Source organism: Streptomyces sp. DH37, assembly GCF_029813835.1.
Classification (GTDB): domain Bacteria; phylum Actinomycetota; class Actinomycetes; order Streptomycetales; family Streptomycetaceae; genus Streptomyces.
This window is the reverse complement of the sequence record NZ_JARVKV010000038.1, coordinates 1-14596: the sequence shown is the minus strand read 5'-3', so window position 1 is coordinate 14596 and position 14596 is coordinate 1. Positions and strand designations below refer to the sequence as shown.

Sequence of the window (14596 nt, the reverse complement as noted above, 5' to 3'; positions counted from 1 at the left end):
GACCGCCCCGCGGCGCCGTCCCCTCCAGGACCCCGAAGGCGACGCGGCGCGGAGCCGGAAAGGACGTGCCGGTGGCAGCGTCTCCCCTGCGCTTACCAGGCCGCCGGCGTGCCCGGTTCCGGGAGATGCAGCGCACCTGCGAGAGACGCCTCACCGAGACCGGCATCCTCCCCGGGCACGACGGCGTGGCGGACGTCACGGGCGCCGCGGGCATCACGGGCGTCGCTGGCATCACGGCCGTCTGCGAGCAGGTGGGCCGGAGGCGCGGGCGCACCATCCGCCTCGCTCCGATGGAACTGGAGGAGCCGCTGCTCCACGGCCTGTGGATCGCCCTGCCGGACACGGACGTCATCGTCTACCGGGCGAACACCAGCGGGCCCCACCAGGAGCACATCATCGCCCACGAGCTCTCCCACATCATCTGCGAGCACGACTTCGGCGCGCTCCCCGGACCGGCCGTCCCGGCGAGCCTCCTCCCCGACGCCGGCCCGGACCTCGTCCGCGGGTCCCTGCAACGCTCCGCCTACGACGACCGGGCGGAGCAGGAGGCCGAGATGATGGCGTCGCTCATCCTGGCGCGGGCCCGCCGCGGGGCCGCCCCGGACCCCGGGGACGCCACCGCCCTGACGCCCGAGGACGCCACCGTCATGGCCCGCGTGGAAAGCGTCGTCGGCCGCGGATGATCTACGACGTCCTGTCCCACGTGTGCGCCTTCGTCGGGCTCGCCGCGTTCTGCTACAAGCTCCCCGAGCTCCTGCGGCGCAGGAGCGACCCGGCGCTGTGGGCCCTGGAGACCTACTTCCTGTGCTCCGGGATCAGCTTCCTCATCGACCTCAACTGGCTGCGCGACGACGTCTCCCGCCTGTTCGGCTATCCGAACCTGACCACGATCATGACGCAGGCCGCGGTGGTCGTGCTGACGGCCGCCCAGCAGGTCGTACTGGTCCACTGGTCGCACCCGCCCGAGCGGGCGGCGGTCCTGGCGAGACGGCGCGTGCGGGCGTTCGCCGTCGCGCTGGTGGTCCTGGTCGTCCTGTTCTTCGTCGTGGAGCCCTACCGGCAGACCGCGTCCGCCGAGGGCACCCTGCTGCGCAACATGCAGGACCGCGACTACGCGGGATACCTGCTCCTCTACATCACCGTCTGCGCGGTGGGGCAGGTCGGGGCCGTCCGGCTGTCCTACCGCTACGCGCGCATCGCCCACCGCACCTGGCTGCGCGCGGGCATGTGGACGGTCACCGCGGGCGCCTCGCTCATCCTGGTCTACTGCGCCATCCGCTACACCCAGACGGCCGGCACCCAGCTCGGCCACGACATGAGCGCCTGGGAGCCCGCCTACTGGCTGGCCGGGAGCGTGGGGGCGCTCCTCCAGGTGTTCGGCTGGACCGTGCCCTCCTGGGGCCCGGCCGTCTCCGCCTGGCTGCGCGGCTACCGCTCCTACCTGCGGCTGCGCCCCCTGTGGTGGGCCCTGTACGAGGCGGTGCCGGTGATCGCGCTCGAACCGCCGCCGAGGAGGCCGCTGGACCGGCTCCCGCCGGCCGACCTCGACTACCGGCTCCACCGCCGCGTCATCGAGATCCTCGACGGGTACCACGCCCTGGGCCCGCACCTGCCCCGCGGCGCGGAGCGGGGCTCCCCCGCCGACGAGGCCCGGCTGCTGAGGGCCGCCCTCGACGCGCGGGCCGGGGCCCCGGCCGCGCCCCCGTCCTCCGCGCCGGCCCCGCCGCCACCGCCGGCCGACCGCCGGGGCGGCCCCGGCGACTTCACGGAGGAGGTGGCCTGGCTGTCCGAGGTGGCCAGGTCCTTCGCCCGGCTCCCCGCCGCACGGGCCACCGCTCCTCGGGCCACCGCCCCGCGGGGAAGCGACCATCCCTGACCCGCCAGGACCGAACCCGCCAGGAAACCGATGGAACCCCAGACAGCCCGGGCAGGCCGCGCGGCCCCGATGCCCTCCCCGCCGGACGTCCGCGCCATGACGGCCGAACTCCTCGCGCTCGACCGGACGCTGGGGGCACGCCGCGCGGCCCCTGTGGCGATGCGGTCCGTGAGGGCGGTCGAGGCGGCGGGCGCGGCCGTCCCGGCCGGTACGGCGGGCGCGGACCTCGCGGAGTTCTTCGAGGTCGCCGCCTGGATCCTGTTCGACGCCGAACGGCACGGGCCGTCGTACCGCCTCAACCGGCGGGCGCTCGCCCTGGCCCGTCGCCTCCCGCAGGAGGAGCGCTCCATCGAGCTGCTGGTCCTGTCCGTGCTGAGCATGCAGCAGGCCCACCTCGGGCGCCCCGGCGCCTCCCTGCGCACCTCCTCGTCCGTCCTGGCCCGGAGGGACCTGCCGCCGCGGGTGGCCGCCCTGTTCCACGTGCGCGAGGCGCGCGCGCACGCCCAGCTCGGCAGGAGGGCGGAGGCGCTGCGCTCCCTGGCCGCCGCCCGGGAGATGTCCGCGGACGGGCCCTCGGACCGGGACCCGGCCTGGAGCTGGTGGTTCGACCGCGCGGAACTGGACGGCCACCACGGACTCGTCCTCGCCGACCTGGGAGACGCGGAGGGGGCGGCGGCCCTGCTGCACGCGGCCGTGGCGTCCGACGGCGGCCCCGCCTACCGCGCCCTGTTCGCCGCCGATCTCGGCCGCGTCCTGGCCGGCGCGGGCGCGTGGCGCGAGACGGACGCCTGGCTGTCCGCCCTGGCCCAGAGCGCGCCCCGCATGGGTTCCGTACGGGCTCTGAACTCCCTGCGGCAGGCGATCGCCGCCGTCGACGGAGGCCGCCGCGTGCCCCGCGGACTCCGCGGCACCACCCGAGACCTGGCCGAGCTGCTCGCGCGGGAACTCCCCCGCGAGCGGCACGGTGAAGGACATGTCCACCACCTGCCCACCGAACCACCGGAGCCCCGATGAAGCCTCAGCCGCACACGTCCCGCCGCGTCCGCCTCGCCGTCCTCCTGGCCGCCCTCGTCTGCGCGGCGGGCGCGTCCACCGCCTTCACCACGGCGCTCCAGGAGCGGGACGACAGACCCGCCGCCGCCCGCGCCGAGGCGTCCGGAGCCGGCGCCTCCGCCCACACCAGACCGTACGTACGCACCCAGCTCTTCTTCGGCACCGGCCGCCACCACGGCGAACCGCCGATCACCGAGGAGCAGTTCATGGACTTCCTGGACGAGTACGTCACCCCGCGCTTCCCCGACGGCCTCACCCTCCAGGAGGGCTACGGCCAGTGGCGCGACAAGACCGGGTCCATCAACGGGGAGCGCTCCTACGAGCTGATCCTGCTCTACCCCGCGGAGAAGGCGAAGGCGCACGACGACGACATCGAGTACCTGCGCGACCGGTACACCGAGATGTACGACCTGGAGTCCGTCGGCCGGGTGGACGAACACGTGCGGGCCGACTTCTGACCCCTTCGCGCCCGTCCCGTCCCGCCCCGCGCCGGTACCGGTGGCGACCGCTGCCCGGCCCCGCCACCGGTGCCGGTGCCGGTGCCGGCGGGGCCCGTGGGCCGGGAGGGCGCGGCGGTCAGTGACCGCCGGCGCCGGGCAGGCAGGTGCCGTCGTTGGTGCGCCCGGCGACCCCGGCGCCGCCCTCGGAGACGACCGCGAGCACCGTCGCGTCGGCGGGGTCGAGGACCTCCCCGGTGTTTCCGGAGGCGGCGGGGCGCCACTCCCCGTCGATGTGCATGATCTCGATTGCCGACACGTTCCGTACTGCCTTCCTCGCATGGTGCTGTTGCCGCCCGGTGGGGCCGAGCGACCTGGGCCCATGCCCTGCGCCGAGGAATTCGTTCTTTAAATCCATGCCAAGTGGCGTGCTCTACATAAGAAAGCATGATCCACTCGGGATTATCTAAAGGAATTTAAGGGGATGTACGGGTATGAAGGACATCGCGGGCACCACACGGCGCAGCCGGGTGCCCACGGGGAGCAGCCGGGCGCGAGGACGCGCGGAGGCCCCCGGCGCGAGCGCCGGGGGCCTCCGTGCGGGACGTTCCGGATCAGCTCCGGATCAGATTCCGGATCAGCTCCGGTTCAGATGAGGCCGAGACCGCGGACGGCCTCGCGCTCCTCCTCCAGCTCCTTCACGGAGGCGTCGATGCGCGCCCGCGAGAACTCGTTGATCTCCAGGCCCTGGACGATCTCGTACGTCCCGCCGGAGCAGGTGACGGGGAAGGAGGAGATCAGGCCCTCCGGAACGCCGTAGGAGCCGTCCGACGGGATGCCCATGGAGGTCCAGTCGCCCTCCGGGGTGCCGTTGACCCAGGTGTGGACGTGGTCGATGGCGGCGTTGGCGGCGGAGGCGGCCGAGGAGGCGCCGCGGGCCTCGATGATGGCGGCGCCGCGCTTGGCGACGGTCGGGATGAAGTCCTCGGCCAGCCACTTCTCGTCGTTCACGGTCTCGGCGGCGTTCTTGCCCGCGACCTCGGCGTGGAAGATGTCCGGGTACTGGGTCGCGGAGTGGTTGCCCCAGATGGTGAGGCGGCGGATCTCCGACACCGGGGCGCCGGTCTTCTTCGCGAGCTGGGACAGGGCCCGGTTGTGGTCCAGACGGGTCATCGCGGTGAAGCGCTCGGCCGGTACGTCCGGGGCCGCGGCCTGGGCGATCAGGGCGTTGGTGTTGGCCGGGTTGCCGACGACCAGGACCTTGATGTCGTCCGCGGCGTGGTCGTTGATGGCCTTGCCCTGCGGCTTGAAGATCCCGCCGTTGGCCTCCAGCAGGTCGCCGCGCTCCATGCCCTTGGTGCGCGGGCGGGCGCCGACGAGGAGGGCGACGTTGGCGCCGTCGAACGCCTTGTTGGGGTCGTCGGTGATCTCGATGCCGCTGAGCAGCGGGAAGGCGCAGTCGTCCAGCTCCATGGCGGTGCCCTCGGCGGCCTTGAGACCCTGCGGGATCTCCAGGAGGCGCAGCGCGACCGGCACGTCCGCGCCGAGGAGCTGACCGGAGGCGATGCGGAACAGCAGCGCGTAGCCGATCTGGCCGGCGGCGCCGGTGACGGTGACATTGACGGGAGTGCGGGTCATGGCGGTCTCCGTTTACCTGACAGTGGCGGCTGGGTCTCCAACGTATCTCTACATCAAGAGACCTGGCGTCAGGCTATCCGACGGCCCGGGCGCGGGGGCAGCCGCCCGCCGGAGGGGGGATCGGCGGGCGGCTGCGAGGGGGGGTACCGCGCCCGTGGGGGGTCACGGCGGTCCGTGTGCCCGGAACCGCCGCCGTCATGCCGTCCGGAACCAGCCGTGTCGCGGCGCGCCGGGGCACCGTGTGCGGGCGGGAGCCCCCGGACGGTCCCGGACGGCCCCGGGCGAGACCGGACGGCGAGCCCCGCTAGCGGATCGTGAAGTGGACGACGTCCTCCAGGAAGGGGAACTCCAGCCAGGGTTCCGGCTGGGCCATCATCGCCAGCAGCGCGATCGCCGTGCCCAGCACGCCGTACGTGACCACGTCCGTGAAGCGGGAGCGCACCGCGAGCATCCCCACCGACGGCACGGCCCAGCGCAGCACCGCGCCGGAGAGCACGGACAGGCCCATGACCAGGGTGCCCGCGCGGAAGTCGCCGAGCGTCACCAGCAGCCCCGCGGCCGTCCCGGCCAGCACGCACAGCAGCGGCCACTGCCGCGCGGGCGCGGGGGCGTCGCCGGGGGCCGCCCGTCCGCCGCCCTCGGGCCGGGCGGTGTCACGGGTGATCAGCGGGAACCGCCGCGAGGGCCGCCGGGCGGCCCCGGCCGGCTCTCCGGCGTCCCCGGTCCCTGCGGCTTCTCCGGCCTCCCCGGTCCCGGCGGCCTCCGCGGCGTCCCCGGCCGGATCCGTGTCCGCGGCCTTCCCCGTATCAGCCGACACGGTCCGTCCCCGCGACGCGCTCCGCGGCCTCCACGACGTTGGCCAGCAGCATCGCCCGCGTCATCGGGCCGACGCCGCCCGGGTTCGGGGAGAGCCACCCGGCGACCCCGGCGACGTCCGGGTGCACATCGCCGACGATCTTCCTCGTCGTCTCGTCCCGGCTGACGCCCACGTCCAGCACGGCCGCGCCCGGCTTGATGTGCTCGGGCCGCACCAGGTGCGCCACCCCGGCCGCCGCCACCACGATGTCCGCCCCGCGCAGGTGCGCCCCCAGGTCCCGGGTGCCGGTGTGGCACAGGGTCACCGTGGCGTTCTCGGAGCGGCGGGTGAGCAGCAGGCCGATGGAGCGGCCGACGGTGATGCCGCGGCCGACGACGGTCACGTCCGCCCCGTCGATCTCCACCCCGTGGCGGCGGAGCAGCTCGATGACGCCGTTGGGGGTGCACGGCAGCGGCGCCGGCTCGTTCAGCACCAGGCGGCCGAGGTTCGTCGGGTGGAGTCCGTCGGCGTCCTTGGCCGGGTCCATCAGCTCCAGGACGCGGTTGGTGTCGATCCCGCGCGGCAGCGGGAGCTGCACGATGTAGCCGGTGCAGGCCGGGTCCTCGTTGAGTTCGCGGACGACCGCCTCGACGTCCTCCTGGGAGGCGGTGCCGGGCAGCTCGCGCTCGATGGAGGCGATGCCCACCTGGGCGCAGTCGCGGTGCTTGCCCGCCACGTACTTCTGGCTGCCGACGTCGTCGCCGACCAGGAGCGTGCCCAGGCCGGGCTGGATGCCGCGCGCCCTGAGGGCTTCTACGCGGGCGGCGAGTTCGGTCTTGATCGCGGCTGCGGTGGCCTTGCCGTCGAGAATCTGGGCGGTCATGGGCCCATCCTCCCGGATGCGGGGACCCGGTCTCCAATCGCGTCCACGCCGCGGGCCCCCGCCGGGACGCGGTGTGACCGCAGCGTCGCGGAACGCGCGGGCCGGCGGCGCGTCCGGGTCGGCGGAAGGTCCCCGGCGCGTTGCGGATTCGCCACATTCCCCGATCTTGTCTGGACAGCGTCAGCCGCCCCGACCAGCATGGTCGCCGGTGCCGCACCCGCGGGGGGCCGACGGGCACGGCACACGGGGGAGGCACGCTCATGTACGACCCGATCCTCACGCGGCGGAGCTGCGGGGGCGCCGAGTTGTTCCTCCGGACGTCCCCCGGGACCTCCACTCGGCCCCGATCGTCCCCGTCCCTTCCGCTCGCAGGAGAACCCGCATGAGCTATCCGCAGCAGCCCGGCGGCCAGCCGCAGAACCCGTACGGCCAGCCCCCGCAGCCCGGCTACGGCTACCCGCAGCAGGGTGTGCCGCAGCAGGGCGCGTACCCGCAGCAGCCCGGTGGGGCGTACCCGCAGCAGCCCGGCGGTGCGTACCCGCAGTACCCGCAGCAGCCCTACGGCGGCGGCATGCCGCCGTACGCGGGCTGGGGCGCCCGGGTCGGCGCGTACCTGCTGGACGGCCTGATCGTCGGCCTGGTCCCGATGATCCTGATCGGCATCGGCTACGCGCAGATCATCGGCGCCGCCATCGACACCATCGAGAACTGCCCGGTCAACGACGCCACCTGCGCGTCGCCCGAGGTCGCGGTGCCCGGCAGCGCCTGGACGATGATCGCCATCGGCGCCCTCCTCTCCCTGGCCGGCCAGATCTGGCTGATCTACAAGGAGGGCAAGACCGGGCAGACGCCGGGCAAGAAGGCCCTGAAGATCAGCGTGCTGCGGGAGGCCGACGGGCGTCCGCTCGGCTTCGGCATGGCCTTCGTGCGGAAGCTGGCGCACTTCCTGGACGGCGCGGCCTGCTACATCGGCTACCTGTGGCCGCTGTGGGACGACAAGAAGCAGACCTTCGCCGACAAGGTGATCAGCAGCGTCGTCGTGAAGCAGCAGTAGCCGTGAAGCAGCAGTAGTTCCGCCCGCCGGTCCCCTCCCGCCTCCCGCGGTCCACCGGACGGCCAGGGATGGTCCGGCCGGTACGGGGAAGGGTGGTCATGAGGGAGTGGCGCGGCCCGCCAGGCGGGCGTCGCGCACGGGCGCAGGCGTCGAGGGCCGTACCGCGGGGGACCGCGGCACGGCCCTCGAGCGTCCGGTCACCGCTGAGACCGTTCGGAGGAACCCGGCATGAGCAGCTCCGACCCCAACACCCCGAACGACCCCTACCGGAAGGATCCCCACGACCCCTACGAGAGGAATCCCTACGACCGGCCCCCGGGCCGCCCGGCCGGCGGGCCCGTCGAGCACCCGCTCGCCCCGCCGCCCGGCCCGCTGGGCTCCCCGAGCGGTCCGACGGGAGGGATGCCGAGCAAGGTCAACTCGTCCCGCATGATCTTCTTCATCACCGGCGGGCTCCAGGCGCTCTTCTCGCTGCTGGCGATCGTCACCTTCGCGGCGGCCCAGAGCGACCTGAAGGAGAGGTACGGCGACCTGGGCGTGGGCACCGGCATCTACTACACGATGTTCGCCCTCTTCCTGGTCCACGCGATCGCCGGCATCGTGCTCGCCGCGAGGTTCCCGCGGGGCGGCAGCGGCCTGCGGATCGCGGGCATCGTCTGGTCGGCCCTCCTCGTCCTGGTCGGCCTGGTCACGCTGCCGCTCGGACTGCTGTGGATCGCGCTCGGCGTCATCTGCCTCGTACTGCTGTCCTCCGCCGAGTCGGCGGCCTGGTTCACCCGCCCGCGGGCCTGACCCCGCACGCCGCGGCGTCCGCCGCCCGTGCACGGGCGTGCACGTCCCCGTACGCGGCCGGGCCCGGGCGGGTCCCTGCGCACGCCGGAGGCCGCGCCCCGGCCGGGGCGCGGCCTCCGTGCCGTCCACCTCAGTGGAAGAAGTGCCGGGTGCCCGTGAGGTACATCGTCACGCCCGCCGCCTTCGCCGCCTCGATCACCTGCTCGTCGCGGACCGAGCCGCCGGGCTGGACGACCGCCCGCACGCCCGCGGCCGTCAGGACCTCCAGGCCGTCGGGGAAGGGGAAGAAGGCGTCGGAGGCCGCGTACGAGCCGCGCGCCCGCTCCTCGCCCGCGCGCTGGACCGCGAGCTTGGCGGAGTCCACGCGGTTGACCTGGCCCATGCCGACGCCGACGGTGGCGCCGTCCCTGGCCAGCAGGATCGCGTTGGACTTCACCGCCCGGCAGGCCCGCCAGGCGAAGGCCAGCTCGGCCAGCTCCGCCGCGTCCAGCGCCTCGCCGGTGGCCAGGGTCCAGTTGGCGGGGTCGTCGCCCGCGGCCTGGAGGCGGTCGGCGACCTGGAGGAGCGCGCCGCCGTCGACCGGCTTGTGCTCCAGGCGCGCGGCCGGCGCCTCGGGGCAGCGCAGCACGCGGATGTTCTTCTTGCGGGCCAGCACCTCCACCGCGCCGTCCTCGTAGCCGGGGGCGACGATGACCTCAGTGAAGATCTCGGCCACCTGCTCGGCCATCGCCACGGAGACCGGGCGGTTGACGGCGATCACGCCGCCGAAAGCGGACAGCGGGTCGCAGGCGTGGGCCTTGCGGTGGGCCTCGGCGACGTCCGCGCCGACGGCGATGCCGCAGGGGTTGGCGTGCTTGATGATCGCCACGCACGGCTCGGCGTGGTCGTAGGCGGCCCGGCGCGCGGCGTCGGTGTCCGTGTAGTTGTTGTAGGACATCTCCTTGCCGTGCAGCTGCTCGGCGCCGGCCAGTCCGCCGCTGCCGTCGGTGTAGAGGGCGGCGGCCTGGTGCGGGTTCTCGCCGTAGCGCAGCACGTTCGAGCGCTGGTACGCGGCCCCGAGGAAGTCGGGGAAGCCGGAGTCGTCGGCCGGGGCGTAGTCGCTCGCGAACCAGGAGGCGACGGCCACGTCGTACGCCGCGGTGTGCTGGAACGCCTCGGCGGCCAGCCGCCTGCGCGCCGCGAGGTCGAAGCCGCCGCCGGCGACCGCCTCCAGCACCTCGCCGTAGCGGTCGGGGTTGACGACGACCGCCACGGACGGGTGGTTCTTGGCGGCGGCGCGGACCATCGACGGTCCGCCGATGTCGATCTGCTCCACGCACTCGTCCGGGGAGGCGCCGGAGGCGACCGTCTCCCGGAAGGGGTAGAGGTTGACGACGACGAGGTCGAAGGGCTCCACGTCCAGCTCGTCGAGCTGCCGGCGGTGGTCCTCCAGCCGCAGGTCGGCGAGGATGCCGGCGTGGACGCGCGGGTGGAGCGTCTTGACCCGGCCGTCCAGGCACTCGGGGAAGCCGGTCAGCTCCTCCACCGGGGTGACCTCCACGCCCGCCGCGGCGATCCGCGCGGCGGTCGAGCCGGTCGAGACGAGCCGGACGCCCGCCGCGTCCAGGCCGCGGGCCAGCTCCTCCAGGCCCGTCTTGTCGTAGACGCTGACCAGCGCGCGGCGGACGGGGCGCCGGGTGGTCGCGGTGCCCTCAGAGCCTTCAGTCATGTCCGAGAATGACCTTTCTTGCCTCGATGCGGTAGCCGTGGCGGGCGATCCGTCGCACTGTGTCGACGAGCAGCCGCCGCTCGACTTCCTTGATCCGCTCGTGGAGCGTGGATTCGTCGTCCTCCTCCCGCACCTCGACCACGCCCTGGGCGATGATCGGGCCGGTGTCGACGCCGTCGTCGACGAAGTGGACGGTGCACCCGGTGACCTTCACGCCGTACGCGAGCGCGTCGCGCACGCCGTGGGCGCCGGGAAAGCTGGGGAGCAGGGCGGGGTGGGTGTTGACGAACCGCCCGCCGAACCGGGCGAGGAACTCCTTGCCCACGATCTTCATGAAGCCGGCGGAGACCACCAGGTCGGGCTCGTACGCCGCCGTCGCCTCGGCCAGCGCGCGGTCCCAGGCGTCCCGGGTCCCGTGGTCGCGTACGCGGCAGACGAAGGTGGGCAGCCCGGCGCGCTCGGCGCGCTCCAGCCCGGCGATGCCCTCGCGGTCGGCGCCGACGGCGACGATCCCGGCGCCGAAGGCGTCCGGTCCCTCCTCGGCGATGGCGTCGAGGAGCGCCTGGAGGTTCGTCCCCGAACCGGACACGAGCACCACGACGCGGGCTGGGGAGTGGGAGGCGGAGGAGCGGGAAGCGGAAGCCACGACGAGGCTCTTTCTCGGAGGGTGGTGCGGCTTTGTGTGGTCGTACGAGTCCATGGGGCGGACGAATCCGGGGAACCCTACGAAGCGGCCGACCGTCAGCAACGATACCGGCACACCGGACGGCCCCCTCGGGACGGGGGGACGGCCGCCAGGTAGCGTCTGGGCCACGCATCCGTACACGGCCCGGGGCCGGGACGACACCTAGGGGAAGACACAGAGCACATGACGGACCGACGCCGCCGCCCGGCCCTCGCCACTCCCACCGGCATCCCGGCCGGCATTCCGACCGGTACCGCTCCGGTCCTGCTCCGGCAGCGGTGGTCCCTCTCCGGCCCGTCCCGCTCCACCGACCGGGCCTCCCGCGGTCCCGCGGACGACAACCCCTTCGCCGCGCCTCCCGAGGGGCGCCCCGAGCAGCCGTGGCGTCCGCGCGGCCGGCGCGGCTCCGACCCGTCCGGTGAGCCGGGCGGGCCGGAGGGGAACGGCGGGGACGGCGGGCGGGACGGCGACCGCCCGGAGGACTCCTCCCCCGACTGGGGCGGCCGGTGGAGCAGCCGCCAGCCGCGCCGCCAGGGCGGCGGTTTCGGCGGGGGCTTCGGCGGAGGCGGCCGTCCGGAGGGATCCGGGCGGGACGGTGGCGCGCCGGGCGGGATGCGCTGGGACCCGACCGATCCGGTCCAGCGGCAGGCGCGGTACGCCCTGCTGTCGGGCATGTGGGGCTTCTTCTTCGCCCTCTTCGGCCTCCCCTGGCTGGCGACGCCGCTGGGCGCGCTGGCCGTGTACTGGGGCATCGGCTCGATCCGCGCCAAGCCGGGTGCCGGCGGGGCCCGCGGCACCGGCGCGGGCACGGGCGCGGGCACGGCGGACGGAACCCGGGCGGCGGCCCGGCCCGAGGACGTGGCCGGCACGGACCGCGCCCCCGCCGGAGCCGCCGAGCCCGCCGGGGCGACCCCGCACCCGGCGGCCGGGCAGGGCGCCAGGCCGCAGTTCGCGGCGGCGGTGAGCGGGCTGGTCGCGGGCATCATCGCGCTGCTGATCATCGCGGCGCAGTTCTCGGTGCAGCTCGTCTACCGGGACTACTTCGTCTGCGTCGAGGACGCCCTCACCAACTCCTCGCGCGAGGCGTGCGAGCGGCACCTCCCCGAGGAGCTGCGCCCCCTCTTCGGCGAGCGCGACCAGTAGGACGGGCCGGGCGGTACGGGCCCACGGCCGGTGGCGCGGTGGCGCGGTGACGCGGTGACGCGGTGACGCCCCGCGGGCGTCACCGCCGGGGCGGCCGGAGCCGCCAGGCCCGCAGGACCAGCGCGCCCGGCACTCCCAGGGCGGCGGTCCAGCCCAGCGCCGCCGCCCCGGTCAGCCGCCAGTCCGGGCCCAGGTGGGCCAGCGTCCCCGTGCCCAGCGGCCCGCCCGCGCACACCGCCAGCAGCGCCATCGCCGCCCCGCAGCCGCAGGCGGCCAGCGCGGCGGCGCACGCGGTCGCCCCCGCGCCCAGCGCGCACCGCCCCCGTCCGGGAACGGCCGTACCCGCCACGCCCCACGCCGCGACCAGTCCGCCCGCCAGCGGCACCGTGCCCGCCAGCGCCCAGGCCACGGGAGTGCCGGGGCCCTCGGCCGGTACGGCGGCCAGCAGCGGGAAGTCCGGCAGCGGCGGCAGGCCGGTCACGGCCAGCGGTCCCACCGAGCTGCCCCCGCCGAGCGTGAAGCCGGGGCCGAGGCCGTACGCCGCGCCCCAGACGGCCGCGTTGGGCGTCAGGGCCAGGGCGAGCAGCAGCGTCGCCACGAGCCCGGACCACGTCGGGGTCAGCGGCGGGAACGCCGCCCGCTGCGCGGTGGCCACGTGCCAGAGCAGGGTGCCCGCGGTCAGCAGCGCGCCCGCGGCGCACAGTGCGGCGGTCGCCGCGGCGGCGCCGCGCAGCGCGGCCGATGCGCCGGGACGCGTGAGCGCCGCCCGTACGGCCCCCGGCGCACCGGCCGGGGCGTGCCGACCGCGCCCCCGCCCGCGGCGTGCGGGCGGGGGCGCGGGCAGGGGCCGGCCGAGGCCCGTCCACGCCCCCGCCGCCGCCGCGCCGACCACCACGGCGGGCAGGCGCAGCGCGGCGGCGACCGGGTCGACCTGGATGGGGCCGGTGGTGGCGTAGGCGGTGACGCCCGCCGCGACCAGCAGGTAACCGGCGCTGATCCACCCCACGGAGCGCCACGGCGGGCCCCCCTCGTCCTCGCCGAGGAAACCGCCGGGGGCCGCCGGCCCGCGGACCGCGCCGCGGGCCGTGCGGTGGAGCAGCCACACTGGCACGGCGCACAGCAGCAGCGGCACCAGCCCCACCGGCGCGGGGGCGCCGTCGAGGGTTTCGGTGCGGACGAGAGGGGCACCGTGTGCCATCAGCCACAGATCGGCGGCGATGTGCAGCGCGCCGCCGGGGCCGCCGTCGGGGTAGGGCGAGGTGATCCACAGCAGCAGGACGAGGACGGTGAGTCCGCCCAGGCCGAGGCCGGCGGCCATCACACCGTCGAGGAGACGATCTCGGGGAGGGACCGGTGCATGGCGGGCGAGCGCAGGGGCATGCGGGGGCGGTGGGGACGGCGACGCGTCGCGTCGGGTCATGGGATGCACGCCGTCATGCTGCCAACAACGCCCGATTGGTCCGGGTAGCGGGGAAACCATCGATGTGTCGCACACCATACGTGAGGAACTTCTTCATACAGTGCGGCGGTACGACTTCCGTACCGCCGTTGCCGATGACGATCCGCAGGGGGCGGGCAGCATGACCAGGACACTCTCCATCCCCGCGCCCACCAGGGACGCCGACGCCGGGACCGGGCACACACCGCCCCCGGCCGGGCCGCCGTCCGGACTCGCGGAGACCGCGGACCTCCCCCACCCGGCGGCGGCGGACGGACCGGCCGAGGCGTTCGACCTGCTGTACGCGCGTCTGGCCCGCCCGCTGCTCCGGCAGGCGTTCCTGCTCACCGGCGACCGGTCACTGGCCGAGCGGTCCGTACGGCACGCCTTCCGCCTGGCGTGGGAGCGGTGGCCCGAGGTCGCCGTGGACCGCGACCCGGCCGGCTGGGTGCGGGCGGCCGCGTACGACCACGCGCTCTCGCCCTGGCACCGGCTGGATCCCCGCCGCCGCGCGGCCCGGAGGAGCGGCCCGGAGCGGGACGGGTCGCGGAAGGACGGCGGGGCGCTGCCGCTGGAGGCGCTGCTGGACCTGCCGCCCTCCTACCGCCGGACACTGCTCCTGCACGACGGCCTCGGCCTGGAGCTGTCGGAGGCGGCCGCCGAGAGCGAGGCGAGCACCGCGGCCACGGCCGCGCGGCTGATGCACGCGCGCGAGGCGCTGGCCGAGTACGTGCCCGGACTGCGCCGCGTCGCGCCGGACCGGCGCCGGGAGATCATCCGCTCGCTGCTGGCGGAGCTGGCGGACGCCGAGGCCCTGCCGGAGCCGCCGTCCGCCCGCGCGGCGCGCGACGGCAGCGAGCACCTGGTCCGGCTGCGCACGGGCGCGGCGTTCGGGGCGACCGCGCTGGTGGCGGCGGCGTCCCTGCTGACGGCCCTCACCGGACCGCAGGGGCCCGCCCCCGCGCAGCAGGCGCCGCAGAAGGCGAAGGCCCCGGCCGTCTCCGGGACCTCCCCGGACGGCGGCGGGGACGGGAGCGCCGCCCGGGAGGACCGGGCGGCGGGCTGACGGCCGCGGGCCCGCACCCCCGGGGGG

At 75.3% G+C, this 14596-nt stretch carries 15 protein-coding genes; 8 read left to right on the top strand and 7 right to left on the bottom strand.

The features are described from left to right. The first annotated feature begins 71 nt into the window (after positions 1-71). From QC029_RS19085 to QC029_RS19070, 4 genes are read left to right on the top strand one after another with little or no spacing between them, the layout of a single operon-like run. Positions 72-683 (top strand): toxin, encoded by a 612-nt coding sequence (locus QC029_RS19085; protein WP_279556918.1) that lies wholly within the window; start codon positions 72-74, stop codon positions 681-683. Then, complete coding sequence (locus QC029_RS19080) at positions 680-1876, top strand: MAB_1171c family putative transporter (RefSeq protein WP_279556917.1); 1197 nt, start codon at positions 680-682, stop codon at positions 1874-1876. The genes QC029_RS19085 and QC029_RS19080 overlap by 4 nt, the downstream gene beginning before the upstream one ends. A 30-nt stretch (positions 1877-1906) precedes the next feature. Further along, positions 1907-2890 carry a DNA-binding protein gene (locus tag QC029_RS19075; protein ID WP_279556916.1) on the top strand — a complete coding sequence of 328 codons (984 nt, stop codon included), beginning with the start codon at positions 1907-1909 and terminating at the stop codon, positions 2888-2890. Then, entirely contained in the window at positions 2887-3387 is a 501-nt protein-coding gene (locus QC029_RS19070) for a DUF3574 domain-containing protein (protein ID WP_279556915.1), read from the top strand. The genes QC029_RS19075 and QC029_RS19070 overlap by 4 nt, the downstream gene beginning before the upstream one ends. A 118-nt stretch (positions 3388-3505) precedes the next feature. On the opposite strand, the gene QC029_RS19065 is transcribed toward QC029_RS19070, so the two are convergent. The 4 genes from QC029_RS19065 to QC029_RS19050 all read right to left on the bottom strand — a co-directional run bounded on the left by QC029_RS19065 (position 3506) and on the right by QC029_RS19050 (position 6683). Beyond that, entirely contained in the window at positions 3506-3685 is a 180-nt protein-coding gene (locus tag QC029_RS19065; RefSeq protein WP_279556955.1) for a hypothetical protein, read from the bottom strand. A gap of 329 nt (positions 3686-4014) precedes the next feature. Then, a complete protein-coding gene (locus QC029_RS19060; RefSeq protein ID WP_279556914.1) occupies positions 4015-5004 on the bottom strand; it encodes a malate dehydrogenase in 990 nt (329 codons plus the stop codon). A gap of 304 nt (positions 5005-5308) precedes the next feature. After that, positions 5309-5821, bottom strand: a complete 513-nt coding sequence (locus QC029_RS19055; protein WP_279556913.1) for a DUF3017 domain-containing protein — start codon at positions 5819-5821, stop codon at positions 5309-5311. After that, the gene (locus QC029_RS19050) at positions 5811-6683 is read right to left on the bottom strand and encodes a bifunctional methylenetetrahydrofolate dehydrogenase/methenyltetrahydrofolate cyclohydrolase (protein WP_279556912.1); all 873 of its coding nucleotides are present in this window, start codon (positions 6681-6683) and stop codon (positions 5811-5813) included. Before QC029_RS19050 ends, QC029_RS19055 begins: the two co-directional genes overlap by 11 nt. A 382-nt stretch (positions 6684-7065) precedes the next feature. On the opposite strand from QC029_RS19050, the gene QC029_RS19045 reads away from it, so the two are divergent. Together QC029_RS19045 and QC029_RS19040 are read left to right on the top strand one after the other, a co-directional pair. Continuing rightward, positions 7066-7737 (top strand): RDD family protein, encoded by a 672-nt coding sequence (locus tag QC029_RS19045; RefSeq protein WP_279556911.1) that lies wholly within the window; start codon positions 7066-7068, stop codon positions 7735-7737. Positions 7738-7965: 228 nt separating this feature from the next. Further along, positions 7966-8529, top strand: a complete 564-nt coding sequence (locus QC029_RS19040) for a hypothetical protein (protein ID WP_279556910.1) — start codon at positions 7966-7968, stop codon at positions 8527-8529. 130 nt (positions 8530-8659) lie between these two features. Here QC029_RS19040 and purH read toward each other — a convergent pair whose 3' ends face one another. Both purH and purN read right to left on the bottom strand, forming a co-directional pair. Beyond that, positions 8660-10237, bottom strand: coding sequence for a bifunctional phosphoribosylaminoimidazolecarboxamide formyltransferase/IMP cyclohydrolase (gene purH / locus QC029_RS19035; protein ID WP_279556909.1), 1578 nt, complete (start codon positions 10235-10237; stop codon positions 8660-8662). Further along, positions 10230-10883, bottom strand: a complete 654-nt coding sequence (gene purN / locus QC029_RS19030; protein WP_279556908.1) for a phosphoribosylglycinamide formyltransferase — start codon at positions 10881-10883, stop codon at positions 10230-10232. Before purN ends, purH begins: the two co-directional genes overlap by 8 nt. Before the next feature lie 222 nt (positions 10884-11105). On the opposite strand from purN, the gene QC029_RS19025 reads away from it, so the two are divergent. Further along, positions 11106-12065, top strand: a complete 960-nt coding sequence (locus QC029_RS19025) for a hypothetical protein (protein ID WP_279556907.1) — start codon at positions 11106-11108, stop codon at positions 12063-12065. A gap of 79 nt (positions 12066-12144) precedes the next feature. Here QC029_RS19025 and QC029_RS19020 read toward each other — a convergent pair whose 3' ends face one another. Next, positions 12145-13383 (bottom strand): DUF6350 family protein, encoded by a 1239-nt coding sequence (locus tag QC029_RS19020; protein WP_279556906.1) that lies wholly within the window; start codon positions 13381-13383, stop codon positions 12145-12147. A gap of 262 nt (positions 13384-13645) precedes the next feature. Here QC029_RS19020 and QC029_RS19015 point away from each other — a divergent pair, with 262 nt between their 5' ends. Next, entirely contained in the window at positions 13646-14569 is a 924-nt protein-coding gene (locus QC029_RS19015; protein ID WP_279556905.1) for an RNA polymerase sigma factor, read from the top strand. Positions 14570-14596 lie beyond the last annotated feature (27 nt).